Annotated in this window: 22 protein-coding genes, 1 tRNA gene and 1 pseudogene; 15 read left to right on the top strand and 9 right to left on the bottom strand. The window is 67.7% G+C overall.

Annotation, left to right across the window (positions count from 1 at the left end):
• On the bottom strand, positions 1–1,401 hold the full coding sequence (locus AC5Y6X_RS10070; protein WP_499986256.1) for an MFS transporter: 1,401 nt from the start codon (positions 1,399–1,401) through the stop codon (positions 1–3).
• On the bottom strand, positions 1,398–3,566 hold the full coding sequence (uvrB, locus tag AC5Y6X_RS10065) for an excinuclease ABC subunit UvrB (protein ID WP_499986255.1): 2,169 nt from the start codon (positions 3,564–3,566) through the stop codon (positions 1,398–1,400). Before uvrB ends, AC5Y6X_RS10070 begins: the two co-directional genes overlap by 4 nt.
• A 180-nt stretch (positions 3,567–3,746) precedes the next feature.
• Here uvrB and AC5Y6X_RS10060 point away from each other — a divergent pair, with 180 nt between their 5' ends.
• On the top strand, positions 3,747–4,235 hold the full coding sequence (locus AC5Y6X_RS10060) for a hypothetical protein (RefSeq protein WP_499986254.1): 489 nt from the start codon (positions 3,747–3,749) through the stop codon (positions 4,233–4,235).
• An 86-nt stretch (positions 4,236–4,321) separates the two neighbouring features.
• Here AC5Y6X_RS10060 and AC5Y6X_RS10055 read toward each other — a convergent pair whose 3' ends face one another.
• Both AC5Y6X_RS10055 and AC5Y6X_RS10050 read right to left on the bottom strand, forming a co-directional pair.
• The gene (locus AC5Y6X_RS10055; protein ID WP_499986252.1) at positions 4,322–5,560 is read right to left on the bottom strand and encodes a hypothetical protein; all 1,239 of its coding nucleotides are present in this window, start codon (positions 5,558–5,560) and stop codon (positions 4,322–4,324) included.
• Between the two features lie 2 nt (positions 5,561–5,562).
• Positions 5,563–5,862 (bottom strand): hypothetical protein, encoded by a 300-nt coding sequence (locus tag AC5Y6X_RS10050; RefSeq protein ID WP_499986250.1) that lies wholly within the window; start codon positions 5,860–5,862, stop codon positions 5,563–5,565.
• A gap of 95 nt (positions 5,863–5,957) precedes the next feature.
• On the opposite strand from AC5Y6X_RS10050, the gene AC5Y6X_RS10045 reads away from it, so the two are divergent.
• The 7 genes and pseudogenes from AC5Y6X_RS10045 to AC5Y6X_RS10015 all read left to right on the top strand — a co-directional run bounded on the left by AC5Y6X_RS10045 (position 5,958) and on the right by AC5Y6X_RS10015 (position 10,315).
• On the top strand, positions 5,958–6,194 hold the full coding sequence (locus AC5Y6X_RS10045; protein WP_499986249.1) for a hypothetical protein: 237 nt from the start codon (positions 5,958–5,960) through the stop codon (positions 6,192–6,194).
• Positions 6,195–6,277: 83 nt separating this feature from the next.
• On the top strand, positions 6,278–6,718 hold the full coding sequence (locus AC5Y6X_RS10040; RefSeq protein ID WP_499986496.1) for a ribonuclease FAU-1 family protein: 441 nt from the start codon (positions 6,278–6,280) through the stop codon (positions 6,716–6,718).
• Between the two features lie 36 nt (positions 6,719–6,754).
• On the top strand, positions 6,755–7,339 hold the full coding sequence (locus AC5Y6X_RS10035) for a DNA polymerase ligase N-terminal domain-containing protein (RefSeq protein WP_499986247.1): 585 nt from the start codon (positions 6,755–6,757) through the stop codon (positions 7,337–7,339).
• Entirely contained in the window at positions 7,336–8,334 is a 999-nt protein-coding gene (ligD, locus tag AC5Y6X_RS10030; protein WP_499986245.1) for a non-homologous end-joining DNA ligase, read from the top strand. Before AC5Y6X_RS10035 ends, ligD (AC5Y6X_RS10030) begins: the two co-directional genes overlap by 4 nt.
• Positions 8,331–9,233 (top strand): non-homologous end-joining DNA ligase, encoded by a 903-nt coding sequence (gene ligD, locus AC5Y6X_RS10025; RefSeq protein WP_499986495.1) that lies wholly within the window; start codon positions 8,331–8,333, stop codon positions 9,231–9,233. The genes ligD (AC5Y6X_RS10030) and ligD (AC5Y6X_RS10025) overlap by 4 nt, the downstream gene beginning before the upstream one ends.
• A pseudogene (locus tag AC5Y6X_RS10020) lies at positions 9,226–9,893 on the top strand (DNA-formamidopyrimidine glycosylase family protein). Before ligD (AC5Y6X_RS10025) ends, AC5Y6X_RS10020 begins: the two are co-directional and overlap by 8 nt.
• An 11-nt stretch (positions 9,894–9,904) precedes the next feature.
• Positions 9,905–10,315 (top strand): hypothetical protein, encoded by a 411-nt coding sequence (locus AC5Y6X_RS10015; protein WP_499986243.1) that lies wholly within the window; start codon positions 9,905–9,907, stop codon positions 10,313–10,315.
• A 5-nt stretch (positions 10,316–10,320) separates the two neighbouring features.
• Here the strand turns inward: AC5Y6X_RS10015 and coaE are convergent, their stop codons facing one another.
• The 3 genes from coaE to polA all read right to left on the bottom strand — a co-directional run bounded on the left by coaE (position 10,321) and on the right by polA (position 15,872).
• Entirely contained in the window at positions 10,321–11,535 is a 1,215-nt protein-coding gene (gene coaE, locus AC5Y6X_RS10010; RefSeq protein WP_499986242.1) for a dephospho-CoA kinase, read from the bottom strand.
• Positions 11,536–11,559: 24 nt separating this feature from the next.
• Positions 11,560–13,005 (bottom strand): 30S ribosomal protein S1, encoded by a 1,446-nt coding sequence (gene rpsA / locus AC5Y6X_RS10005; protein WP_499986240.1) that lies wholly within the window; start codon positions 13,003–13,005, stop codon positions 11,560–11,562.
• Positions 13,006–13,211: 206 nt separating this feature from the next.
• Positions 13,212–15,872 carry a DNA polymerase I gene (gene polA / locus AC5Y6X_RS10000; protein ID WP_499986494.1) on the bottom strand — a complete coding sequence of 887 codons (2,661 nt, stop codon included), beginning with the start codon at positions 15,870–15,872 and terminating at the stop codon, positions 13,212–13,214.
• 151 nt (positions 15,873–16,023) lie between these two features.
• Here polA and AC5Y6X_RS09995 point away from each other — a divergent pair, with 151 nt between their 5' ends.
• Both AC5Y6X_RS09995 and AC5Y6X_RS09990 read left to right on the top strand, forming a co-directional pair.
• Complete coding sequence (locus AC5Y6X_RS09995) at positions 16,024–16,467, top strand: Zn-ribbon domain-containing OB-fold protein (RefSeq protein WP_499986238.1); 444 nt, start codon at positions 16,024–16,026, stop codon at positions 16,465–16,467.
• Positions 16,464–17,660 (top strand): lipid-transfer protein, encoded by a 1,197-nt coding sequence (locus AC5Y6X_RS09990; protein WP_499986237.1) that lies wholly within the window; start codon positions 16,464–16,466, stop codon positions 17,658–17,660. The genes AC5Y6X_RS09995 and AC5Y6X_RS09990 overlap by 4 nt, the downstream gene beginning before the upstream one ends.
• A 71-nt stretch (positions 17,661–17,731) precedes the next feature.
• Here the strand turns inward: AC5Y6X_RS09990 and AC5Y6X_RS09985 are convergent, their stop codons facing one another.
• Positions 17,732–18,343 carry an ANTAR domain-containing response regulator gene (locus tag AC5Y6X_RS09985; protein WP_499986236.1) on the bottom strand — a complete coding sequence of 204 codons (612 nt, stop codon included), beginning with the start codon at positions 18,341–18,343 and terminating at the stop codon, positions 17,732–17,734.
• Between the two features lie 112 nt (positions 18,344–18,455).
• On the opposite strand from AC5Y6X_RS09985, the gene AC5Y6X_RS09980 reads away from it, so the two are divergent.
• Positions 18,456–18,532 (top strand) — tRNA-Leu (locus tag AC5Y6X_RS09980).
• 149 nt (positions 18,533–18,681) lie between these two features.
• Here AC5Y6X_RS09980 and AC5Y6X_RS09975 read toward each other — a convergent pair.
• Positions 18,682–19,317, bottom strand: coding sequence for a DUF732 domain-containing protein (locus AC5Y6X_RS09975; protein ID WP_499986234.1), 636 nt, complete (start codon positions 19,315–19,317; stop codon positions 18,682–18,684).
• A 189-nt stretch (positions 19,318–19,506) separates the two neighbouring features.
• Between AC5Y6X_RS09975 and AC5Y6X_RS09970 the strand changes: the two genes are divergently transcribed.
• The 4 genes from AC5Y6X_RS09970 (at position 19,507) to AC5Y6X_RS09955 (ending at position 23,589) form a co-directional block, all read left to right on the top strand.
• On the top strand, positions 19,507–20,004 hold the full coding sequence (locus tag AC5Y6X_RS09970; RefSeq protein WP_499986232.1) for a DUF488 domain-containing protein: 498 nt from the start codon (positions 19,507–19,509) through the stop codon (positions 20,002–20,004).
• A 40-nt stretch (positions 20,005–20,044) separates the two neighbouring features.
• Positions 20,045–21,376: an adenylate/guanylate cyclase domain-containing protein gene (locus AC5Y6X_RS09965; protein WP_499986231.1), complete on the top strand. Its 1,332-nt coding sequence runs from the start codon at positions 20,045–20,047 to the stop codon at positions 21,374–21,376.
• 36 nt (positions 21,377–21,412) lie between these two features.
• Entirely contained in the window at positions 21,413–22,021 is a 609-nt protein-coding gene (locus tag AC5Y6X_RS09960) for an HdeD family acid-resistance protein (RefSeq protein WP_499986229.1), read from the top strand.
• 95 nt (positions 22,022–22,116) lie between these two features.
• On the top strand, positions 22,117–23,589 hold the full coding sequence (locus AC5Y6X_RS09955) for a cytochrome ubiquinol oxidase subunit I (protein ID WP_499986228.1): 1,473 nt from the start codon (positions 22,117–22,119) through the stop codon (positions 23,587–23,589).
• The last annotated feature ends 33 nt before the right edge of the window (positions 23,590–23,622 follow it).

Here is a 23,622-nt window from a genome sequence, read left to right as displayed (position 1 = left end):
TCAGCGGTCGCCGCGCACCGCCCCGTAGGCGGCCACCACGCCGGCGGCGGTCAGCGCGGTGAAGACGGCGAACAACCAGCGGGCCTCCACCGCGTCGCCGCCAGGGGTCGCGTTGACCACGACGCCGGCCAGGCCCGCCCCGAATGCCGCCGAGATGAGCTGCACGGTGTTGATCGCCGCGGCCGCCGCGCCGCCTTCGGCCGGGTCGTTGACGGAATCCATTGCGCGCACGGACAAATGGGGCCAGGCCATCCCGATGCCGATGCCGGCGACCAGCAGGGCCAGCGTCCAGAGCGCGACGGTCCCGGCCGACGCGTTGTCGCGCTGGGCGAAGGCGCCCAGCGCCAGGCCCGAGGCCACCACCACCGGCGCGGCCGCGATCACCCGCCCGATCGCCCGCTGGTTTTCCAGCGACGCGCTGACGATCTCGCTGACCGTCCAGCCCACCGCGAGCGCCGCGCCCAGGAATCCCGCCGCCACCGGGCTCAGGTGCGCCAGCCGCTGACCGAACAGCGGCACGTAGGTGTCCACCATCGCGCCGAGCATCAGCAGGCCCATGGTGAGGTAGATCCACTTCAACGGTCCGGCACGAAATACGCTGGGCGGCAACACCGCCGCGTGCATGCGCCAGTCGACGAGCACGAACATTCCGACCAGCGCAACGGCGGCGGCGAGCAGACCCGCCGTGGCGACGATGTCGCGCGGGATCTGGGCGACGCTGATCGCCAACGCGGCCGCACCGATCAGCACCAGCGACCACACCGGCACCCTCATCGCCGGTGCCGCGGCGTGGGGGTTGACCCGGCCGGCGGCCAACGCGACCGGTACCAGCGTGGCCATCAGGGCGGTGACGATCGCCATCGCGACGAACGCGAAGCGCCACAACCCGAATTGCGCGAACAGGCCGCCGGTCGCCGGCCCCACGACCGTGGCCACGCCCCACATCGCCGACACCAGCGCCGAGGCCCGGGTCCACAGCGCGCGGGGCAGCGCCGCGTTGATGACCGCGTAGCCGAGGCCGGCCAGCAGGCCGCCGGCCACGCCTTGCAGCGCGCGCCCGGCGATCAGGGTCTCCATGTTGGGCGCCATCCCGCAGGCCAGGCTGGAGACGGCGAACACGGCCAGCCCCATCAGGTACGACGCGCGCGCGCCGAGGCGCAGCAGCAGCGGGCTGACCATGGTCGCCGCGACCACCGACCCGACCAGGTACAGGGTCATCACCCACGCGTAGAGGCGGCTGCCGCCGATTTCGGCGACGGTGTTGGGCAGCAGGCTGATGGTCAGGAACTCGTTGGTGGCATAGAGCGCCACCCCGCCGGCCAGCACGACGGACGTGCCCAGGTAGCGGGCGCCCAGCAGCTCGCGCCAGCTGCCGGTGGTGATGGTGGCGGTATCCGTCACTTCAGCCCGGCGGCGTCCATTCCGCGCAGTTCCTTCTTGAGGTCCGCGATCTCGTCGCGGAACCGCGCGGCCAGCTCGAACTGCAGGTCACGGGCGGCGGCCATCATCTGCGCGGTGAGATCCTTGATCAGGTCGGCCAGCTCGGCGCGCGGCATGTTGGTGGTGTCGCGGCCCTCGAACACTCCGGCGCTGACGACTCGGCCCGGCTCGCCCTGGGCGCGGCGCCCGCGCGACACGCTGCGCCCGGAGCCGATCTCGATGGCCTCGGAATCGTCGGCCTCGCGGTAGACCTGGTCGAGGATGTCGGCGATCTTCTTGCGCAACGGCTGCGGGTCGATGCCGTTGGCCTCGTTGTAGGCGATCTGCTTGACTCGGCGCCGTTCGGTCTCGTCGATGGCCTCCTTCATCGAGTCGGTCATCGAGTCGGCGTACATGTGCACCTCGCCGGAGACGTTGCGGGCGGCCCGGCCGATGGTCTGGATGAGGCTGCGCGACGACCGCAGGAAGCCCTCCTTGTCGGCGTCGAGGATCGCCACCAGCGACACCTCCGGCAGGTCCAGTCCCTCGCGCAGCAGGTTGATGCCGACCAGCACGTCGTAGTCGCCGAGCCGCAGCTGGCGCAGCAGCTCCACCCGGCGCAGCGTGTCGACCTCGGAGTGCAGGTAACGCACCCGGATGCCCATCTCGAGCAGGTAGTCGGTGAGATCCTCGGCCATCTTCTTGGTCAGCGTCGTCACCAGCACCCGCTCGTCGGCGGCGGCGCGCTTGCGGATCTCCCCGATCAGGTCGTCGATCTGTCCCTTGGTCGGCTTCACCACCACCTTGGGGTCCACCAGGCCGGTCGGCCGGATCACCTGCTCGACGAACTCGCCTTGCGTCTGGCTGAGCTCGTACGGTCCCGGGGTGGCCGACAGGTACACCGTCTGCCCGATCCGGTCGGCGAACTCCTCCCAGGTCAGCGGCCGGTTGTCGCAGGCCGACGGCAGGCGGAAGCCGTACTCGACCAGGTTGCGTTTCCGGGACATGTCGCCCTCGTACATGCCGCCGATCTGCGGCACGGTCACGTGGGACTCGTCGATGACGAGCAGGAAGTCCTCCGGGAAGTAGTCGAGCAGCGTCGCCGGCGGCGAGCCCGGGCCCCGGCCGTCGATGTGGCGGGAGTAGTTCTCGATGCCCGAGCAGAACCCCACCTGGCGCATCATCTCGATGTCGTAGTTGGTGCGCATCCGCAGGCGCTGGGCCTCCAGCAGCTTGCCTTGGCCTTCGAGTTCGGCGAGCCGCTCGGCGAGCTCCTGCTCGATGGTGGAGATCGCGTGCGCCATCCGTTCCGGACCGGCCACGTAGTGGGTGGCGGGGAAGATCCGCAGCGAGTCGACCTGGCGGATCACCTCGCCGGTCAGCGGGTGCAGGTAGTACAGCGCCTCGATCTCGTCGCCGAAGAACTCGATGCGGACGGCCAGCTCTTCGTAGGACGGGATGATCTCCACGGTGTCGCCGCGCACCCGGAACGAGCCGCGGGTGAAGGACAGGTCGTTGCGGGTGTACTGCACGTCGACCAGCAGCCGCAGCAGCCCGTCGCGGGGCACCTCGGTTCCGACCCGCAGCTCCACCGACCGGTCGAGGTAGGACTGCGGCGTGCCCAGGCCGTAGATGCACGACACCGACGCCACCACCACCACGTCGCGGCGCGACAGCAGCGCCGACGTCGCGGAGTGCCGCAGCCGCTCCACGTCGTCGTTGATCGAGCTGTCCTTCTCGATGTAGGTGTCGGTCTGCGCGATGTACGCCTCCGGCTGGTAGTAGTCGTAGTACGACACGAAGTACTCAACGGCGTTGTGCGGCAACATCTCTCGCAGCTCGTTGGCCAGCTGCGCGGCCAGCGTCTTGTTGGGCGCCATGACCAGCGTGGGCCGCTGCAGCCGCTCGATGAGCCAGGCGGTGGTGGCCGACTTTCCGGTGCCCGTGGCGCCGAGCAGCACGACGTCACGCTCCCCCGCCTGGATCCGCCGCTCCAGCTCGTCGATGGCGGCCGGCTGGTCGCCCGCAGGCGCGTGCGGGCTGACGACCTCGAAGCGGCCGCCGGCGCGCACCAGCCCCTCCACGTCCTCTGCGGCCGGGCGGTATTCCGAATGCGCGACTACCGGGTGTTCGGTGGCGAAAGCCATGCCACCAGGGTAGAGCCACGCACCGACAAGGTCTTCCCGCGAGTGTCCGCAGAATGCCGCGCTGCCCGGCGTGTCTCCGTACGCTCGCGGGAGAAGGAAGCGCCCCCAACTCGCACCAACAGCTCTCGGCGTTAACCGTGATGCGATCCAGGTCGGGGTCCGGTTTTAGGATCGATTTCAATGACAAATTCTTCAGAGTTAGTTGCCGTCGATCTGACCGACAGGGAGCGCGACTTCATCTCGCAGGCGCTGGAACAGTGGGCGTTGTCAGCGGCCGACGCGCCGTTTCCGTTTCAGGTGCTGGGATTGTCGACGTGGGAGGAGTTCGGAGCGCTCACCGTCCGCCTTCAGCGCGCAGTCACTAACGGCGAGCCACTGACAAATCTCGATTGGGCAAGAGTTCTGTTCTTGACCGAAATAACTTGGGCCAGCGACCTGGTCGGCGCGGGTTTGGATTTCGCGACTGTCACTGGGTTCTCTGACAGCGAGGCGGTGCGCCTGTTACGCGGCCTGCAGGGGCGCCGCAAAATCGGCGGCTATGACCGCGCCACGCTGTTGTTTCCCCGCGGTGGCCGACCTCGCACAGCCGAGGAAATCGAGGAAATCGAGCGGTGGGGGCGGGAGATGCGTCGCCAGTACAACGAGCAGCACAAGCCCCGCGAACTGTGAATCCAGATGCAAGCCGCCTGTCGTTCCCATCGACGTCGTCTTGCCACGAGACGCGACACCAACGGCGAGCCAGATCGCGCACCTAACTAATGCTCGTCAAAATCCCACGGGTCTTCGACGGGGTCGCCGATCACGTGCGGACCGTGATAGTGCGGGGGCGGAGCCAACCTTGGTCCGATAGGAAGGCCCGGTCCGCCGGCGATCATCGGCCCTTCACCTCCCTTTGCTGCGGGCGCTGGCTTGGGCGCCGGTGGCGCTTCGACCGGTGGGGGCGCTAGGCGCGGCCCTGGCGCAGGTGAAGCAGGTGCTCCGGGTGCCATTTCGCCAGGCGTAATGGGCGGCAGCCGTCCCGGAATGGGAGGCGCTAGTGGCTCTACTGCTCTCGTGTTCTGCTCGAAGTACTCCAACGGGGTTCGCCAACTGTCCCCGGGGCGGGGTTTAGGCACGTAGGCGGTTCCGTAATCGCCGTCCGCGGGATTTATGAAAATAAGGGTGCCATCACCCCGCAACAGCGCCAATCCACCCGATTTGGTGCTGGTACCGAAACGGGTGTTGGGGTCCTTCATCGCGTCGTAGATTGACCTGGCCAGGTCAGCCGGCGATTTTCCTGGGAAATGGTCCAAAGCGTGACCGTGGGCAATTTCGGTCGCTACTTGCCTCATTTGCTCGTCAGTCCACCCCGCAAACGGATTGGTTGGCGGACCCGGTGGCCCCGGTGGTGGAGGGTCTCGTTTGAAGGTGTGGTTGTCGACAACTTGGGCCTTGGGTTTCGACGGCCGCGGGGTCGCGGGGGCGGGGTTCTGCGGAAAAGTTTCGCAAATTCCGGCCATTGCTGCGGAGACTTTGCCGGCAACTTGTTGATCGAGCGCGACTAGTTCTGCGGCGCGTTGCCGGATGTCGGCGGCGAAGGCCTGCGCTTGGGTTTGCCGGGCGGCCCGCTGTGCGGCCGATCCACCGCCGGAGCGGTCTGTGACCGAGAGGTCTTCACCCACTGCGAACCCCGCCGCGCGCGCGTCCTCGACAACGTAACGCACCCGTGAGCGCGCCGCATATAGATCTGAGGCGCCGCTGCGTGCAACTTTGGCCGCCGCTTGCAGTTGGTCGGCCGCCGCGCTGGTGGTCAGCATGTCGGCGTGGGTCGCGATACGCAGCGCATCGGCGCCTTCGCCTTGCCAATCCACCGACAGCGCGTCGCGCCACACCTGGCTGGCCAGCGCGTAACTCCGCCCGCCGACAAGTTCCCAGTGGTCGGCGGCTTCCGTGAGATGTTGGGTGGGCCAGGCCACCAGCTGCGACAGACAGGGAAACCCTCCGACCCTGGACACAGTTACACGCCGGTCACCGGAGCGATCAGAGCAGCCATCTCGTTGGCTGAGTCGGCTTCATTGGCGACGTAGCCCATGTCGGCCTCCGTCACGCGGCTTGCGCGAGTACCTACGTGCGCAGCCAACGCCGTTGTGAACGCGGTCACCTCGCCATGGGCGGCGGAGACCGCGGCCGCGCTGGCCTGACACGACAAGCCCAGCTCCGCCGGAGCCACTGTCGCTTTCAGTTCGCCCACCGAAGCGCCCCAGCGGGTCGCCATCGCTTGCAGGCCAGCGGTATCCACACGCATTAGCTGCTGCATGGGCGAAAGCCTAATCAGGCCGCCGGTTGCCTGCCAGCCACCGACAACCATTCCGGTCGTAGCCGAAGTGGCCCTATCCGGCGGGGTGGGTCGCCGTGACGTGTGTGGCCTCCGCGATGCTCGGGCTGGCCACCTCGTCCCTGGTGCGTTCCGGCGGGCAGAGTATGGCGCTGTTCGTGGTGTCGGTGATAGCTCAGCTGGACTGTGCGGCGGGATGGTCCCGGTTCTGGCAGCACGCGCCGGCGGCCTGGCTGCTGGACGTGGGCATGCTGGCCGCGTTGCCGCTGTTCTACGCTGGTTTCGTGCCGTGCAAGATCCGGCAGCGCCGGTGACCCGGTGACGTGACGCCATGCATCCGCCCAAGCACGAGACGTTCGACCTGGTCGCCCGCACCAACACCGACCCCAAGGGCATCGTGCGGGCCGTCGACGAGTACGCCGTGCACCCGTGGGGCCTGTACGTCGCCCGGCCCACCCCGGGCCGGGCCCAGTTCCACTACCTGGAGTCGTGGCTGCTGCCGTCGCTGGGCCTGCGCGCCACGGTGTTCCACTTCAACCCCGGCCACGAACGCGACCACGACTATTACCTGGACGTGGGCGAATTCACGCCGGGCCCCCGGTTGTGGCACGCCGAGGACCACTACCTCGACATCGAGGTCCGCACCGGGTCGGGAGCGGACCTGGCCGACGTCGACGAGCTGCTCGACGCCGTCCGCCACGGCCTGCTGACCCCCGAGGTCGCCGAGCGGGCGGTGCGGCGCGCGGTGACGGCGGTCGACGGCCTCGCCCGCAACGGCTACGACCTGTCGCGCTGGCTCGCGGGCAACGGCATGCGGCTCACCTGGCGCGGCGGCTAGCAGTTTTCCGAACCCGCCGACGGGTATGCCTCCGACATGTCCCTGAGCGAATACCGGCGCAAACGGCGCTCCGGCCGCAGCCCCGAGCCGCGCGGCGAGCGGGGACGAAAGCGCGGGAAAGCCGCCGCGTCGGGCAACGGGCCCATTTTCGTCATCCAGCACCACGCGGCGCGCAGCGACCACTACGACTTTCGCCTCGAGATCGACGGCGTGCTCGTATCCTGGGCCATACCCAAGGGGCCGTCGACAAACCCGAAGGACAGGCGGATGGCGCGCCGCACCGAGGATCACCCGCTGGAGTACTCGGACTTCGAGGGGGTGATCCCCGAAGGCGAGTACGGCGCGGGGGGCGTCATCGTCTGGGACCGCGGAACCTACGACAACGCCACCCAACATGACATGTCCGAATGCCTTGAGCGCGGCCATCTTTCGTTCCGCCTACACGGCGAAAAGCTGGAGGGCGGTTTCGCGCTCACCCGGATCCGCGACGGCAAAGACGAGACCTGGCTGCTGGTCAAACGCAGGGACGAGGACGCCGACGCGCGGCGAAAGCCGGTCAAGAGCCAGCCGGAATCGGTGCTGACCGGCCGCACGCTGGACGACCTGGACGAGTCGTCGTGACCGGTCTGGCCGACCTGCCCGATTCGGTGCGGGCGGCGTTGCACGACGAGGCGGTGCCCGAGTGGCGGTCGCCCACCCTGGCCACGCTGACCGAGAAGCGGTTCTCCGACCCGCAATGGATCTTCGAGCGCAAGTTCGACGGGATGCGCTGCGTGGCGTTCCACGACGGCGACCGGGTGCGGCTGTTGTCGCGAAACCGCCAGCCGCTCAACGGAACCTACCCCGAGCTCGTCGACGCGCTCGCGGCCCAGCGCACCACCCGGTTCGTCGTCGACGGCGAGGTGGTCGCGTTCGAGGGACGGCGCACCAGCTTCGCCCGGCTGCAGGGCCGGCTGGGCATCACCAAGCCCGACGCGGCCCTGGTGTCGCGGATTCCGGTCTTCTACTACCTGTTCGACCTGCTGCACCTGGACGGTTCGCGCATCACCGACGTGCCGCTGTCGTGGCGTAAAAGACTGCTGCGCAACGCGATCGACTTCGGCGGCCCGCTGCGCTACGCGCCGCACCGCGTCGAGGATGGCATCGCCGCCTACCGGGCCGCCTGCGCCCGCGGCGACGAGGGAGTGATCGCCAAGCGGGCCGACTCGGTGTACGACGGCCGCCGCTCGCCGAACTGGCTGAAGTTCAAATGCGTTCGCGACCAGGAATTCGTGGTCGGCGGCTATACCAGCCCCAAGGGCAGCCGAGTCGAGTTGGGTGCGCTGCTGCTCGGCTACCACGAGGGCCGCGATTTCGTCTACGCCGGCAAGGTGGGCACCGGATTCGACGATGCCACGCTGCACAGCCTGCACGAGCGGCTGTCGCCCATCGAGCAGGACGCGCCCCCGTTCACCCGGGGCCTGGTGCACGAGAAGGGCGCCCACTGGGTGCGCCCGGAGCTGGTGGCGCAGATCGGGTTCACCGAGTGGACGCGCGACGGCAAGCTGCGCCACCCGCGCTACCAAGGGCTGCGCATCGACAAGGACCCCCGCGACGTCGTACGGGAGACACGCTGATGGCAGTTGAAGTCGAAATCACCCACCCGGACCGGGTGTTGTTCCCCGGCTCGTCCTCACACAAGGAAATCACCAAGCGCGAACTGGTCGACTATTACGACGAGGTGGCCGGCACGATGCTGCCGCACCTGCGGGACCGGCCGCTGAGCGTGCAACGGTTTCCCCGCGGCATCGACCAACAGGGGTTCGTGCAACAGGATTTCGCCGAGTCGCTGCCGGACTGGATGAGCGGCGTCGAGGTCGCGAAGGAGGGCGGCAGCGTCGTGCATCCGGTGGCCGACCGCCGGGAGGCGTTGCAATGGCTGGCCAACCAGAACTGCATCACGTTGCACGTGTGGCAGTCGCGCCGCGATCGTCTGCACAACCCCGACCGGCTGGTGTTCGACCTCGACCCGTCCGACACCGACTTCGCGGTGGTGCGCGCGACGGCGCGCGCGACGGCCGGGGTGCTGGATGACCTCGGGCTGGCGTGCTACGTCCAGACCACCGGCTCGCGCGGGCTGCACGTCGTGGTCCCGGTGCGCCCCGACACCGACTTCGACACCGCCCGGCAGTTCGCCCGCGACGTCGCCGAGGTGGTCGCGGCCGACGACGCCGAGCACCGCACCGTGGAGGTGCGCAAGGACAAGCGCGCCGGGCGCGTGTATCTCGACGTGATGCGAAACGCGTACGCGCAGACCGCGGTTGCCCCGTACTCGGTGCGGGCCCGCGCCGGTGCGCCGGTGGCCACCCCGCTGGAGTGGGACGAATTGGGGGCCCGCGACCTGCAGTCCGACCGGTTCACCATCCGCGACATCCCGAAACGGATTGCCGGGCAACGTGATCCGTGGGCCGGCATGTCCCGTCACGCCCGCTCGCTGAGCGGGCCCGCCGAGCGGCTGGCGAAACGCCGTGCCTGAACTGCCCGACGTGGAGGGGTTTCGGCGCGAGCTGGCCAAATCGCTGCCCGACCGCCGCATCGAACGCGTGCAGGTGCACGACCCGGGTTCCTGCGCAACACCGCCGCCGCGCTCGGACGCCGCTGCGCGGGGCACCGCTTCAAGGCCCCACGCCGGCACGGCAAGTGGCTGATACTGCCCACCAACGGCCCGACCCTGCTGGTGCACAGCGGCATGACCGGCCACCCCTACCACGCCGACGACGGCGCCGAGCCGCAGCGCTTCGAGCGGCTGACGGTGTCGCTGGACAAGGGCGAGCTGCGGGAGTTTCGCGACGTGCTGTCGGGGCGACGCGGCGCGCTCAAGCCAACGCTCTTGGACCAGTCGGTGATCGCCGGGCTCGGCAACCTGCTCACCGACGAGATCTGCTGGCGGGCCAGGCTGCGGCCGGCTCACCCGGTCGCCGAGCTGCACGACGACGACGTCAAGCGCCTGCACGCCGCGATGACCCGGGTGCTGCGCACCGCGGTGCGACACGGCCGGGTGCCCGGCCTGCCCCGCTGGCTGACCGCGGTGCGCGACGAGCCGGACCCGAGCTGCCCGCGCTGCGGCACCCGGCTCGCGCGCGGGCGGGCCGGCGGCCGGATGTCGGTGTGGTGCCCGCGCTGCCAGCCCGAGTAATCTCAGCAGCTATGAGCAAGCGTCGATGGATGCCGATCGCCGCCCTGACGGTCATCGCCGCCGGCTTCCAGCTAACTCCCGCGACTGCGCACGCGGACCTGCACAACATCACCTACCGAGCCAGGGTCGACGCGATGACAACCGGCAGCCAGGTCGCCTTCATGATCAAGGACGGCCAGACGATGAGCACCGGCCTGAGTTCGTTGCCCGGCAACGTATTCGAGGCCCACACGGTGCTGCCCGATCCGGCGCAGGCCGGCATGCGGGTCGTGCTTCATTGGCCCTATGCGGCGAACGTGCACTGCGAGATCGCCGTGGATGACAACATTGCCACCCAAGCCGATCGGATGGTCGCGCCGGCGCCAAACAGCAGCGATCCGATGAACGGCGTACTGGCTTGCGGCGCGCCGCTCCCCGGCTAGTACGGCTAGGGCCGCCAGCCGGTGGCGTCGGCCCATTCCCACGCCCGCCGGTAGGCGTCGAGAAACCACGGCTCCTTGGCGGCGACGTACCGCTCGGTGTCGCCTTCCCCCCGCTTCTCGGCGTCGCGCTTGACGGCCAGGTAGTCGGCGCGCACGCCGCGGTTGGCCACCAGCCAATCCACGAACAGCAGGGCGAACTGCTGATTGGGCCAGCCGTCCACCCGGATATGCACGTTGGTCGGCCGCCCGGGATCGGCCGATGAGTGAATCCGCTTGCGCCACAACGCCGGATCGTCGCTATGGTCGTAGCGGCCGACGGTGCTGCGGGCGTCGCGTTTCGCGACGTCGTCGGTGATCCCTTCGATGCGCGGGTAGCCGGCCGCCAGCAACGGCTCGGCGAGCTCGTCCGCCGCCGCCAGCGATTCGACGGTGATCTGGATGTCGATCACGTCCTTGGCGTCGAAGTCCGGCACCGCGGTAGACCCGATGTGGTCCACCCGAATCGCCCGGTGACCGCAGGCGGTGCGCAACCGGTTGATGATCCGGCGCGCCTGCTCGGGCCAGGTCGGGTCGGCCGGCGCCAACCGGGCCGGGGCCCGCGCGACCCGATGCTGGGCCACGTTGTGCGCGAACGGCAGTATCCGGTTGTGCCACACGTCGCGCGCCCGGCGCACGAAATCCGCTTGGCTGCCCGAGTTGTCCAGCCAGATGTCGGCGACGGCGCGGCGCTGTTCGTCGTCGGCCTGCGCGGCGATCCTGGCGCGCGCGTCCTGCTCGGACATGCCGCGCTGCTCGACCAGCCGTCGCACCCGCAGCTCGACGTCGGCGTGCACCACAACGACAAGCGGAAACAGCGGCGCCATCCCGGATTCCACCAACAACGGGATGTCCTCGACGACGACGGCGTCCTCGGACACCGCCGCGATGATCTCCGCGCGGCGCCTGGCAACCAGGGGGTGGACGATCCCGTTGAGCACCTTGCGCGCATCGTCGTCGGCGAAAGCCTTGGCGGCCAGGGCCGGCCGGTCCAGCGAGCCATCGGGCAGCAGAATGTCCTCACCGAACGCCGCGACGAGCGACGCCAGTCCCTCGGTTCCGGGCCGCACCACCTCGCGCGCGATAACGTCGCCGTCGACGATGATCCCGCCGCACTCGGCGAACGTGGCGGACAGCGCTGATTTCCCGGCGCCGATGCCGCCGGTCAACCCGATGCGCAGCATTACCCGAGCGCGATCAGCAGCGAATTATGCGTTGCCGGCGAGCTTTTCGCGCAGCGCGGCCAGCTGGGCGTCGCTGGCCAGCGACCCGCCGGCGGCCTTCTCGGCGGGGGCGCCGTTGCCAGGCGACTGTTCGCCACCGCTGGGCGCGGCCGCCTCGGCGGCAGCGAACTTCTCCATCTGCGCGGTGTGCATCTTGTGCCGGCGCTCGGCCTCGGCGTAGCGGGCCTCCCACTCGGTGCGCTGGGCGTCGTATCCCTCGAGCCACTCGTTGGTTTCGGGGTCGAAGCCCTCGGGGAAGATGTAGTTGCCCTGCTCGTCGTAGCTGTCGGCCATGCCGTACTTGGCGGGGTCGAACTCCTCGGTGTAGTCCTCGTTGGCCTGCTTGAGCGACAACGAGATTCGGCGCCGCTCCAGGTCGATGTCGATGACCTTGACCATCGCGTCGTCGCCGACGGCGACCACCTGGTCGGGCACCTCGACGTGCCGCTCGGCCAGCTCGGAGATGTGCACCAGGCCCTCGATGCCCTCCTCGACGCGGACGAAGGCACCGAACGGCACCAGCTTGGTGACCTTGCCGGGCACGATCTGGCCGATGGCGTGGGTGCGGGCGAAGTGCCGCCACGGGTCTTCCTGGGTCGCCTTGAGCGACAACGAAACCCGCTCGCGGTCCATGTCGACGTCGAGCACCTCGACGGTGACCTCGTCGCCGACCTGGACGACCTCGGAGGGGTGATCGATGTGCTTCCAGGACAACTCGGAGACGTGCACCAGGCCGTCCACACCGCCCAGGTCGACGAACGCGCCGAAGTTGACGATCGAGGAGACCACGCCCTTGCGGATCGCGCCCTTCTGCAGCTGGTTGAGGAACTCGCTGCGCACCTCGGACTGGGTCTGCTCGAGCCACGCCCGCCGCGACAGCACCACGTTGTTGCGGTTCTTGTCGAGCTCGATGATCTTGGCCTCGATCTCCTTGCCGATGTAGGGCTGCAGGTCGCGAACCCGGCGCATCTCGACCAGCGAGGCCGGCAGGAAGCCGCGCAACCCGATGTCGAGGATCAGCCCGCCCTTGACGACCTCGATCACCGTGCCCTTGACCGCCTCGTCCTTCTCCTTGAGCGCCTCGATGGTGCCCCAGGCGCGCTCGTACTGCGCGCGCTTCTTGGACAGGATCAGCCGGCCCTCTTTGTCCTCCTTGGTGAGCACCAGGGCCTCGACCTCGTCACCGACGGAAACGACCTCGTTGGGGTCGACATCGTGCTTGATGGAGAGCTCGCGGGCGGGGATGACCCCCTCGGTCTTGTAGCCGATGTCGAGGAGCACCTCGTCCCGGTCCACTTTGACGATCGTGCCCTCGACGATGTCGCCATCGTTGAAGTACTTGATCGTTTTGTCTATTGCGGCGAGAAAATCCTCGCTCGAGCCAATGTCGTTGACGGCTACTTGCGGCGAGGTGACGGCGGGACTCGGCATGTTGTTGGGTTGCTCCGGACAGGTTGGGTCGTAGGGACAATTCGGGATTTACCTGTTGAGGCTACTCGACGTGGCGCACGCTGGACAAACCGGTCGGCGCCGCCGGGCGCGGCGACCTGGCCGAACGCCGACCGCGAACGTGACGTGGCGGCGAATTTCCGGCCGATTTTTCGCCGTGACGTCACGTTCGGCGGCCAATTGACCAGCTAGTGCGCGGCGGCATCCCAGCTGCGGCCGTAGCCCACCGAAACCTCCAGCGGCACGTCCAGGGGGTAGGCGCCGCCCATCTTTTCGCGCGCCAGCGCCTCGAGTTGCTCGTGCTCCCCGGGCGCGACTTCGAACAGCAATTCGTCGTGTACCTGCAACAGCATGCGCGACGACAGCCCGGTCTCCTTGATCGCGGCGTCGACCTCGATCATCGCCACCTTGATGATGTCGGCCGCGCTGCCCTGGATCGGCGCGTTGAGCGCCGCCCGCTCGGCGGCCTCCCGCACCTGCCGATTGCTGCTGTCCAGCTCGGGCAGATAACGCCGGCGGCCCAACACCGTTGAGGTGTAGCCGTCCTTGCGGGCCTGCTCGACGACGTCCATCAGGTAGTCGCGCACTCCGCCGAACCGGGAGAAGTAGGCGTCCATCTGTTCCTTGGCTTCCTCGGTGGAGATCTTCAGTTGCTGCGACAGGCCGTACGCGCTCAGCCCGTAGGCCAATCCGTAGGACATCGCCTTGACCCGGCGGCGCAACTCGGCGGTGACTTCTTCGATGGGCACGCCGAACGCGCGCGAGGCGACGAACGAGTGCAGGTCCTCGCCGGTGTTGAACGCCTCGATGAGGCCCTCGTCGCGGGACAGGTGCGCCATGATGCGCATTTCGATCTGGCTGTAGTCGGCCGTCATCAGCTCGGCGTAACCCTTGCCGACCACGAACGCGTCGCGGATCCGCCGGCCGGCCTCGGTGCGGATCGGAATGTTCTGCAAATTCGGCTCGGTCGACGACAGCCTGCCGGTCGCCGCGATGGTCTGGTTGAACGTGGTGTGGATGCGCCCGTCGGAGGCAACGGAGTTCAGCAACCCGTCGACGGTGACCTTGAGCCGGGTGGCGTCCCGGTGGGTGAGCAGATGCTGCAGGAACGGGTGTGCGGTCTTGTCGAACAGCGACTGCAGGGCGTCCGCGTCGGTCGTGTATCCGGTCTTGGTGCGCTTGGTCTTCGGCATGCCCAGCTCGTCGAACAGCACCGCCTGCAATTGTTTTGGCGAGCCCAGGTTGATCTGCTTGCCGATCACCGCGTAGGCGGCCTCGGCCGCGTCGCGGATCTGGTGGGCGAAATCGCTTTGCAGCTTGCTGAGCAACTTCAAATCGACTGCGATACCGGCGTTTTCCATGCCCGCCAGCACCCGCTGCACCGGCAGCTCCATGCCGCTCAGCAACGATGTGGAGTTGATGCGGGCCAGCTCCTCGTCGAGCGCGTCGGCCAGGTCCAGCACCGCCACGGCCCGCAGGATCAGCGTCTGCACCGCCTGGTCGTCCGTCCCCTCGGGGTCGTCGAGCAACGAAAGCTGTTGCTGCTCAGGGTTTTCGGCGCGCAACTCCCGGCGCAGGTAGCGCAGCGAAAGGTCGTCGAGGGAGAAGCTGCGCTGCCCGGGACGCACCAGGTAGGCCGCCAGCGCGGTATCGGAGGTGACGCCCGCGAGCGTCCAGCCCCGCCCGCCGAGGTCGTGCATCGCCAGCTTGGCTTCGTGCAGCGCCTTGGGCGAGTCGGGGTCGGCCAGCCAGGACGCCAGCGTCGCCTCATCGTCGGGGCCCAGCGTCGAGGTGTCGATGTAGCGGCCGTCGCGGTCGGCGGACACGATGGCCAGCGCGGTGGCGTCGGCGTCGTAGGCCAGGTGGGTGCCGACGACGGCCAGGCCGAACCGCTTGCCCGAGTCGCGCTCGGCCAGCCACGCCGCCAGCTCACCGGGCTCGAGCGCGCCGCCGCGCACGTCGAAACCCTCCTCGACCTCGGGTTCGACGGCGGCCAGCGTTTCGAACAACCGGTCGCGCAGCACCCGGAACTCCAGGTCGTCGAAGAGCCGGTGGATCTGGTCGCGATTCCAGGGCAGCAGCCGCAGCGTGTCCGGGGTTTGCGCCAGCGGCACATCCTTGACCAGGTCGGTGAGCTCCCGGTTGCGCACCACGCTGGCCAGATGCGCGCGCAGCGCGTCACCGACCTTGCCGCGCACCGAGTCGACGTTGTCGACCAGCCCCTGCAGCGAGCCGTATTCGGCGATCCACTTCGACGCGGTCTTCTCCCCCACGCCGGGGATGCCGGGCAGGTTGTCGCTGGGATCGCCTCGCAGCGCGGCGAAGTCGGGGTACTGCGTGGGCGTCAGCCCGTACTTCTCGACGACGGCGTCCGGGGTGAAACGGGTGAGTTCGCTGACGCCCTTGCGCGGATACAGCACCGTCACGTCGTCGCTGACCAACTGCAGCGCGTCGCGGTCGCCGGTGACCACCAGCACGCGGTACCCCTCGTTCTCGGCCTGGGTGGCCAGCGTCGCGATGAGGTCGTCGGCTTCGAATCCGGGCTCCGCGAGCACCGTGATGCCCAGCGCGCCCAGCACTTCCTTGGTGATGTCGATCTGCCCGTGGAACTCGTCCGGGGTGGTTGTCCGGTTGGCCTTGTACTCCGGGTAACGCTCGGAGCGGAAGGTCTGCCGCGACACGTCGAACGCCGCCGCGATGTGCGTCGGGGCCTCGTCGCGCAGCAGGTTGATCAGCATGGCGGTGAAGCCGTACACCGCGTTGGTGGTCAGCCCGCCGCGGGTCTTGAAGTTCTCGGCGGGCAGCGCGTAGAACGCCCGGAAGGCCAGCGAGTTGCCGTCCAGCAGCATCAGCGTGGGCTTGGTCTGTTCCTGGGTCTTCCGGTCGGGGGTCTTCCGCTCGGGCACGCTCTCACTCTAGGCACCCGGTGTGACGGGTCGCGGCCTGCGGCGAAACTGCAACACGTTTCAGTTTTGCGGCTTCGCTGGGTACGCTGGCCCGGTGCCAGAGGTCACCCGCCAAGAACCGGCGATCGAGGGATGGTTCGCCACCGATGCCGGCGGCGACGCGCATCTGGTCGGCGCCCAGTGCCCCCAGTGCCGCACCTACGTCTTCCCGCCGCGAGAAAACAACTGCCCCAACCCGGCCTGCGCCAGCGACGCGCTGCAGCCCGTCGCGCTGTCGAGGCGCGGAAAGCTGTGGAGCTACACCGAGAACCGCTACGCGCCGCCCCCGCCGTATCCGTCGCCGGATCCCTTCGAGCCGTTCGCCGTTGCCGCGGTGGAGCTGGCCGAGGAGGGGCTGATCGTTTTGGGCAAGGTGGTCGACGGCACGCTGGCGGCCGACCTGAAGGTCGGCATGGAGATGGAGCTGACCACCATGCCGCTGTTCATCGACGACGACGGCGTCGAGCGGATTGTCTACGCGTGGAAGGTGGCGTCATGACGGAGCCGCTTTACATCCTCGGCGCCGGCATGCACCCCTGGGGCAAATGGGGACGCGACTTCACCGAATACGGCGTGGTCGCCGCCCGCGCGGCACTGGCCGAGGCCGGCCTGGATTGGCGGCAGATTCAGCTCGTCGCGGGCGCGGACACCATCCGCAACGGCTACCCGGGGTTCGTCGCCGGCGCGACGTTCGCGCAGAAGCTGGGCTGGAACGGCATTCCCGTCAGCTCGAGCTACGCCGCGTGCGCCAGCGGTTCGCAGGCCCTGCAGAGCGCTCGGGCCCAGATCCTCGCCGGGTTCTGCGACGTTGCGCTGGTGATCGGAGCCGACACCACCCCGAAGGGCTTCTTCGCGCCCGTCGGCGGCGAGCGGAAAAACGACCCCGACTGGCAGCGGTTTCACCTGATCGGCGCGACCAACACGGTGTACTTCGCGCTGCTGGCGCGCCGGCGGATGGACCTCTACGGCGCCACGCTGGAGGACTTCGCCCAGGTGAAGGTCAAGAACTCCAGGCATGGCCTCAACAACCCGAATGCCCGCTACCGCAAAGAGAATTCGATCGACGACGTGCTGGCCAGCCCCGTGGTGTCGGACCCGCTGCGGCTGCTGGACATCTGCGCCACCTCCGACGGCGCGGCGGCGCTGATCGTGGCCAGCGCCGACTTCGCCCGCAAGCACCTCGGCTCGCTCGACGGTGTGCCGTCGGTGCGCGCGGTCAGCACGGTGACGCCGCGCTACCCCCAGCACCTGCCCGAATTGCCGGACATCGCAACGGATTCCACCGCCGCGGTGCCCGCGCCGGACCGGGTGTTCAAGGACCAGATTCTCGATGCGGCCTACGCCGAGGCGGGCATCGGGCCCGAGGACCTGAGCCTGGCCGAGGTCTACGACCTGTCCACCGCGCTGGAGCTGGACTGGTACGAGCACTTGGGCTTGTGCCCCAAAGGTGAAGCCGAGGCCCTTCTCCGCAGCGGCGCCACCGCGATCGGCGGCCGCATCCCGGTCAACCCGTCGGGCGGGCTGGCCTGCTTCGGCGAGGCCATCCCCGCCCAGGCCATCGCGCAGGTCTGCGAGCTGACCTGGCAACTGCGCGGGCAGGCCACCGGCCGGCAGGTGGAGAACGCCACCGTCGGCGTCACCGCCAACCAGGGCCTGTTCGGCCACGGCTCCTCGGTGATCGTCGCGCGGTAATTACTGCCGAGCAGACGCAAAAGCCCCCGACACGCCGACGTTTTGGGTGCTTTTACGTCTGCTCGCGGGGGTTACTCCTCCGCGTCGAGGGTTTCCAGGACGACCTGGGCCACCCGTTTCATGGTGGTCCGCCGGTCCATGGCGGCACGCTGAATCCACTTGAACGCCTCGGGCTCGGTCATGCCCTGCTTGGTCTGCAGCACGCCCTTGGCGCGCTCGACGAGCTTGCGGGTCTCCAGCCGGTCCGACAACGTGGCGACCTCGTGTTCCAGCGCGCTGATCTCGCTGAACCGGCTGACCGCCAATTCGATGGCGGGGATCAGGTCGCTGATGGTGAAGGGCTTCACCAGGTAGGCCATCGCCCCGGCGTCGCGGGCGCGTTCGACCAGATCGCGCTGACTGAAGGCGGTCAGCACCACGATCGGCGCGATGCGCTTGCTGGCGATTTCCGACGCGGCGTCGATCCCGTCGCGGCGCGGCATCTTGACGTCCATGATCACCAGGTCGGGCTTGTGCCGCTCGGCCAGTTCGACGGCCTCCTGGCCGTCGCCGGCCTCGCCGACGATCTCGTAACCCTCTTCCCGAAGCATCTCGGCCAAGTCCAGTCGGATGAGCGCTTCGTCTTCCGCGATCAGGACCCGGCGCGGCGCGGCGGCGTCGGTGTCGGTCGTGGAGCCTGTCATGACGGACATTGTGTCGTGGACCTACGCAACCAGCGACGTCGGGGGCGGCGAGGCGCCGGGCCGCGCCAGATTCTCTATGGTGGGAGGCTGCCTTTAAGGTAGGAGCCGAGAAGCCCTCGTATCCCAACTGGCAGAGGAAACGGACTCAAAACCCGTACAGTGTGGGTTCGAATCCCACCGAGGGCACCAAGCGAGGCTCGGGCATGCGGATTCGTTGCGGTACAACCGGTTCGAGATGGCACCAGAGGCTGGACGCGACGAGTTCACCGTCGGCACAGGCGATTTGACCTCGTGCCGTTTGTCGCGCGCCCACAGGGCCTAGCAGGCTGGCCGAGCGGTTACGGTGCGAGCGTGACGATGCCGGGTTCCATCGGCGGTGTCGGGGTCACCCCGCCGGTACCACCACCATTGCCGCCCCCACCGCCACCGGCTCCTGGTGGAGGACCGACAACGGGAGGCGCCTTCTTCGCCGGGGCGGGCGCCGCCGCCTGTGGCGGATTCAGCGTCTTGGCGTTCGGCACCTGTGGTAGCGGCGGGACCGGATTGGCGGCATTGGCTCCGTCGATGAAGGCGGTCAACGTCACCCGGTGCCGTGATCCATTCCGGTTGATGAAGCCCACCTGGTGGTTGGGGCAGTAGGCTCGCGCTGACGCCCTGACGAATCTGATCGCCGTCCGATGAAGACGGCCGGGGTCGGCGCCGGGGGTGGCGGAATTGGCGAAGTTCTCAAACTCGTTCACCACGGTGCCGGTTGGAACACCACTGTTCAACTCCCCACAAACCTCGTGAGCCGTCTTTTCGAGATCCGGTATGCCCGACACAGCGGGGATGCCTTCCTGGCTGAGTAGCGCCAGGAACTGGTCATCCTGGTTGGAGTCGGCCGCTGCCGCGCCGCCTCGCGCAATTGCGGCGCCTGTCAGCACCACGATGGCGGCAACCAGGGGGCCGGCGTGGGCGGTGATGCCGGTAAACATGGCGGGATTTCCTTCCTTGTAGCCCACCCGAGAGGTGTTGGATTGTGATCTATGCCACACATGTGGCTCTCGATTGGATTCCTCGCCACGCTGGGAATTAACTGGCCATTTGCCCTTAATTCGCCGGTTGTTGGTGTTCAAACGTTCGATGCGCCGCTAGACTGCGGCGCGCTCGGGAGCGGGTAGTTGATGCTGTACACCATCGGCCACGGTCCGAAGACCGCCGAGCAACTCACCGCCGCGCTTCGCCAACACGGCATCACGCTGCTGGTCGACGTGCGGAGTTTCCCCGGCTCGCGGCGCAATCCCGATGTGGCGAAGCAAACGATGCCGGGCTGGCTGAATGCCGCCGGGATCGACTACCGGCATGAACCGGATCTTGGTGGACGACGCAAGCCGCCGGCCAACCCGGTACCGCGGGACCAATGGTGGGAGAACCCGGCGTTCGCCAATTACGCCGCGCACACCCGCACGCCCGAGTTCCAAGCGGCATACCGGCGGCTCCTGCAAGATGCCGAGGCCCGCGACGTGGCCGTGATGTGCGGGGAACCGACCTGGTGGCGTTGCCACCGGCGGATGATCGCCGACCTGGCCACCCGGGATGGTCATCCGGTGCAGCACATCATGCCCAACGGATCGCTGTCACCGCACCGTGCTTCCGACTGGCTCACCCGCAACCTGGACTAGGCAGCCGACAAACACCGAGGTCAGCGGTTAGGCTTGCACCATGGCCGCGAAAACATGCGGTGCCTCATCGGGTGGAGCGGACGGCGTCGTCCGACGCGCAGACTGCGTCGCCGCCGTGCGGGCGCAGACCCGCGATCGCAATCAGCACTACGCCGACAGCGCCGCGCGCCGGGCCCGAATCCTCACGATCAGCGCGTGGCTGGCTGTCATAGTCAGCGCGAGCTTCGTGTGCGTGCAAGTCATCACCGGGGCCTGGTCCTGGCAGATCAGCTCGATCAACGTCGTCGCGGCGACGATCTTCGCGTTTGTCCCGTGGTTGCAGCGATTCGGCGGATTGGTTGCGCCGCTTACGTTTTTGGGTGCGGCGTATGTCTCGGTCTTCGCCAGCGTCTGGGACGTCGGCACCGCTTCGGGATCGCAGTTCTTCTTCCTGGTCGGCGCCTGCATCGTCGTGCTGTTGCTGGGAATCGAACACATCGTGTTGGCGTCCGTGCTGGCGGCCGTTTCCGCCGCCCTGATCATCGTGGTCGAGTTTCGGGTGCCGCGTGACACCGGCCTGCAGCCGGCCTGGGCCACGTCGCTGGGCTTTGTCATCACCGCCGTCTCGAGTGTGGTGATGGTGGTCGTCACGGTGTGGTTCGCCCTGCGCGACACCGACCGCGCCGAGGCGATCATGGAGGCCCAGTACGAACGTTCCGAGGCGCTGCTGACGAACATGTTGCCGGCGAGCATCGCCGAGCGGCTCAAGGAGTCCGAGCGAAGCATCATCGCCGACAAGTACGACGACGCCTCGGTGCTGTTCGCCGACATCGTCGGCTTCACCGAACGCGCCAGTGGCACGGCGCCGGCCGAGCTGGTGCGCTTCCTCAACCGCCTCTACAGCGATTTCGACGCGCTGGTCGACAAGCACGGGCTGGAGAAGATCAAAGTCAGCGGCGACTCCTACATGGTGGTCAGCGGGGTTCCGCGGCCCCGGCCCGACCACGTGCAAGCGCTGGCGGACTTCGCGCTCGAGATGGTCGATGTTGCTGCCGGACTGAAGGATCCGCACGGCCTCCCGCTGCCCTTGCGGGTCGGCATGGCGTGCGGCCCGGTGGTAGCCGGGGTCGTCGGCTCGCGGCGATTCTTCTACGACGTGTGGGGCGACGCGGTCAACGTCGCGTCGCGCATGGAATCCACCGACTCGGCAGGACGGATCCAGGTGCCCGAGGACGTCTACGAGCGCCTCAAGGACGAGTTCGTGCTGCAGGAGCGCGGCCGCATCGAAATCAAGGGCAAGGGCACCATGCGCACCTGGTATCTGGTCGGCCGCAAGGCCCCTGCCGACGACACGGCCGATCGAGTCGAGGAATCGCACACGGCCCGCGTCTGATTCGTTGGTCTTCAGTCCCTATACGCGAACCGGCGTTTGTGCCAGACTGCGGCCATGACTACCTCCCCTGAGACAAGTCCTGGAAACCCACTCACTCCGAGCTTGTTGCCCCACCTGTGGAAATCCACGCTGGTATCGGGAATTCTGTCGCTGATCCTCGGCGTCCTGGTGCTGGCCTGGCCGGGAATATCCATCCTGGTCGCCGCCATCTGGTTCGGCGTCTATCTGGTGATCACCGGCATCGCGCAGGTGGTGTTCGCGTTCAGCCTGCACGTCACCGCCGGGAGCCGAATCCTGCTATTCATCAGTGGCGCAGCGGCATTGATCCTGGCCTTGCTGGCGTTTCGTCATTTCGGCCAGGGGTACGCGGTCTTGTTGCTGGCCATCTGGATTGGCGTCGGGTTCATCTTCCGCGGTGTGGCCACGACGATTTCGGCGATCCAGGACCCGCATCTGCCGGGACGCGGTTGGTCGATCTTCGTCGGCGTGATCAGCCTGCTCGCCGGCATCATCATCATCGCGTCGCCGTTCGACTCGATCGTGACCCTGACGTTGGTCGTCGGCGTCTGGTTCGTCGTCATCGGCGTCTTCGAGATCGTCTCGTCGTTCGGGATCCGTAAGGCCTCAACCACCCTCGGCCGCTGAGGCCGCGTGCGCTCGGCCGTAGCATCAGTCCAGCCGATCTACTACACTGCGTCGTAGATGGCGGGTACGCCCTCGTAGTCTTCGGGAGATGACACATGAATGTCGTCGACATTTCGCGGTGGCAGTTCGGCATCACCACCGTCTACCACTTCATCTTCGTGCCGCTGACCATCGGTTTGGCTCCCCTGCTCGCCGTCATGCAGACGGTGTGGGTGGCCACCGGCAACACCGCTTGGTACCGCCTGACCAAGTTCTTCGGCAAGCTGTTCCTGATCAACTTCGCCATCGGCGTGGCAACGGGAATCGTGCAGGAATTCCAGTTCGGCATGAACTGGAGCGAGTACTCCCGCTTCGTCGGCGACATCTTCGGCGCGCCGCTGGCCATGGAAGGACTGTTCGCCTTCTTCTTCGAATCCACCTTCATCGGATTGTGGATCTTCGGCTGGAGCCGGCTGCCCAAACTGGTACACCTGGCGTGCATCTGGATCGTCGCGATCGGTGTCAACGTTTCGGCGTTCTTCATCATCGTGGCGAACTCGTTCATGCAGCACCCGGTCGGCGCGCACTACAATCCCGTGACGCACCGCGCCGAATTGAACAGCATCACCGCGCTGCTCTCCAACAACACTGCGCGCTGGGCGTTTTTGCACACTGTGACCGGCGCCTTGCTGACGGCCGCGACGTTCGTCGCCGCCGTCGGCGCGTGGTGGCTGGTCCGCTCCCGCAATCCCGCATCCGCGACCCCGACCGCTGAGTCGAACGGCCGCACCATGTTTCGCCCGGCGGTCATCCTGGGATGCTGGGTGGCGCTCGCCGCGGCCCTCGCCTTGTTCTTCACCGGTGACCAGCAGGGCAAGCTGATGTTCGTTCAGCAACCGATGAAAATGGCGTCGGCGGAATCGCTTTGCGACACCCAAACGGATCCGGAGTTCTCCATCCTCACGGTCGGCCGGCAGAACAACTGCGACAGCCTCTACCGCGTGATCGAGGTGCCCAACGTGCTGCCGATCCTGGCTCAAGGCCGAATCAGCGGCGTCACCTTGCAGGGTGTGCGCGACATCCAGCGCGACTACCAACTCCGATTCGGGCCAAACGACTACCGCCCCAACCTCTTTGTCACCTACTGGTCCTTCCGCGCGATGATCGGGCTGCTGGCCATCCCACTGCTGTTCGCCCTGACCGCGTTGTGGCTGACCCGTGGTGGCCGGATCCCCGACCAGCGGTGGTTCTCGCGGTTCGCGCTGGTGACCATTCCCACTCCGTTCCTGGCTAACATCTCCGGGTGGGTGTTCACCGAGATGGGCCGCCAGCCCTGGATCGTGGCCCCCAATCCGACCGGTGACCAGCAGGTGCGGTTCACCGTCCACGAGGCGGTCTCGAACCACGATTCCGGGATCGTCATCACCTCGCTGGTGACCTTCACCCTGGTGTACGCCGTGCTCGCCGTCGTCTGGTTCTACCTGCTCAAGCGCTACATCGTCGAAGGGCCACAGGAACACGACGCCGAACCGGCCGCGCCGGCGGCACCCGGCGAGCACGAAGTGGCACCACTTTCCTTCGCCTACTAGGCCGCCTACTAGGCATAAGAAAGGAGCTGACCG

The organism is Mycobacterium sp. NGS26, assembly GCF_059813025.1.
The sequence above is the reverse complement of the archived record's forward strand: the minus strand, read 5'-3'. Positions and strand labels throughout refer to the sequence as shown.

Coding starts and splice junctions, on each gene's coding strand:
- uvrB (WP_499986255.1), bottom strand. CDS start 3,566: ATGGCTTTCGCCACCGAACACCCGGTAGTCGCGCATTCGGAATACCGC.
- AC5Y6X_RS10060 (WP_499986254.1), top strand. CDS start 3,747: ATGACAAATTCTTCAGAGTTAGTTGCCGTCGATCTGACCGACAGGGAG.
- AC5Y6X_RS10050 (WP_499986250.1), bottom strand. CDS start 5,862: ATGCAGCAGCTAATGCGTGTGGATACCGCTGGCCTGCAAGCGATGGCG.
- AC5Y6X_RS10035 (WP_499986247.1), top strand. CDS start 6,755: ATGTCCCTGAGCGAATACCGGCGCAAACGGCGCTCCGGCCGCAGCCCC.
- AC5Y6X_RS10015 (WP_499986243.1), top strand. CDS start 9,905: ATGAGCAAGCGTCGATGGATGCCGATCGCCGCCCTGACGGTCATCGCC.
- coaE (WP_499986242.1), bottom strand. CDS start 11,535: ATGCTGCGCATCGGGTTGACCGGCGGCATCGGCGCCGGGAAATCAGCG.
- rpsA (WP_499986240.1), bottom strand. CDS start 13,005: ATGCCGAGTCCCGCCGTCACCTCGCCGCAAGTAGCCGTCAACGACATT.
- polA (WP_499986494.1), bottom strand. CDS start 15,872: ATGCTGCTGGACGGCAACTCGCTGGCCTTCCGGGCGTTCTACGCGCTG.
- AC5Y6X_RS09990 (WP_499986237.1), top strand. CDS start 16,464: ATGACGGAGCCGCTTTACATCCTCGGCGCCGGCATGCACCCCTGGGGC.
- AC5Y6X_RS09985 (WP_499986236.1), bottom strand. CDS start 18,343: ATGACAGGCTCCACGACCGACACCGACGCCGCCGCGCCGCGCCGGGTC.
- AC5Y6X_RS09975 (WP_499986234.1), bottom strand. CDS start 19,317: ATGTTTACCGGCATCACCGCCCACGCCGGCCCCCTGGTTGCCGCCATC.
- AC5Y6X_RS09970 (WP_499986232.1), top strand. CDS start 19,507: ATGCTGTACACCATCGGCCACGGTCCGAAGACCGCCGAGCAACTCACC.
- AC5Y6X_RS09965 (WP_499986231.1), top strand. CDS start 20,045: ATGGCCGCGAAAACATGCGGTGCCTCATCGGGTGGAGCGGACGGCGTC.
- AC5Y6X_RS09955 (WP_499986228.1), top strand. CDS start 22,117: ATGAATGTCGTCGACATTTCGCGGTGGCAGTTCGGCATCACCACCGTC.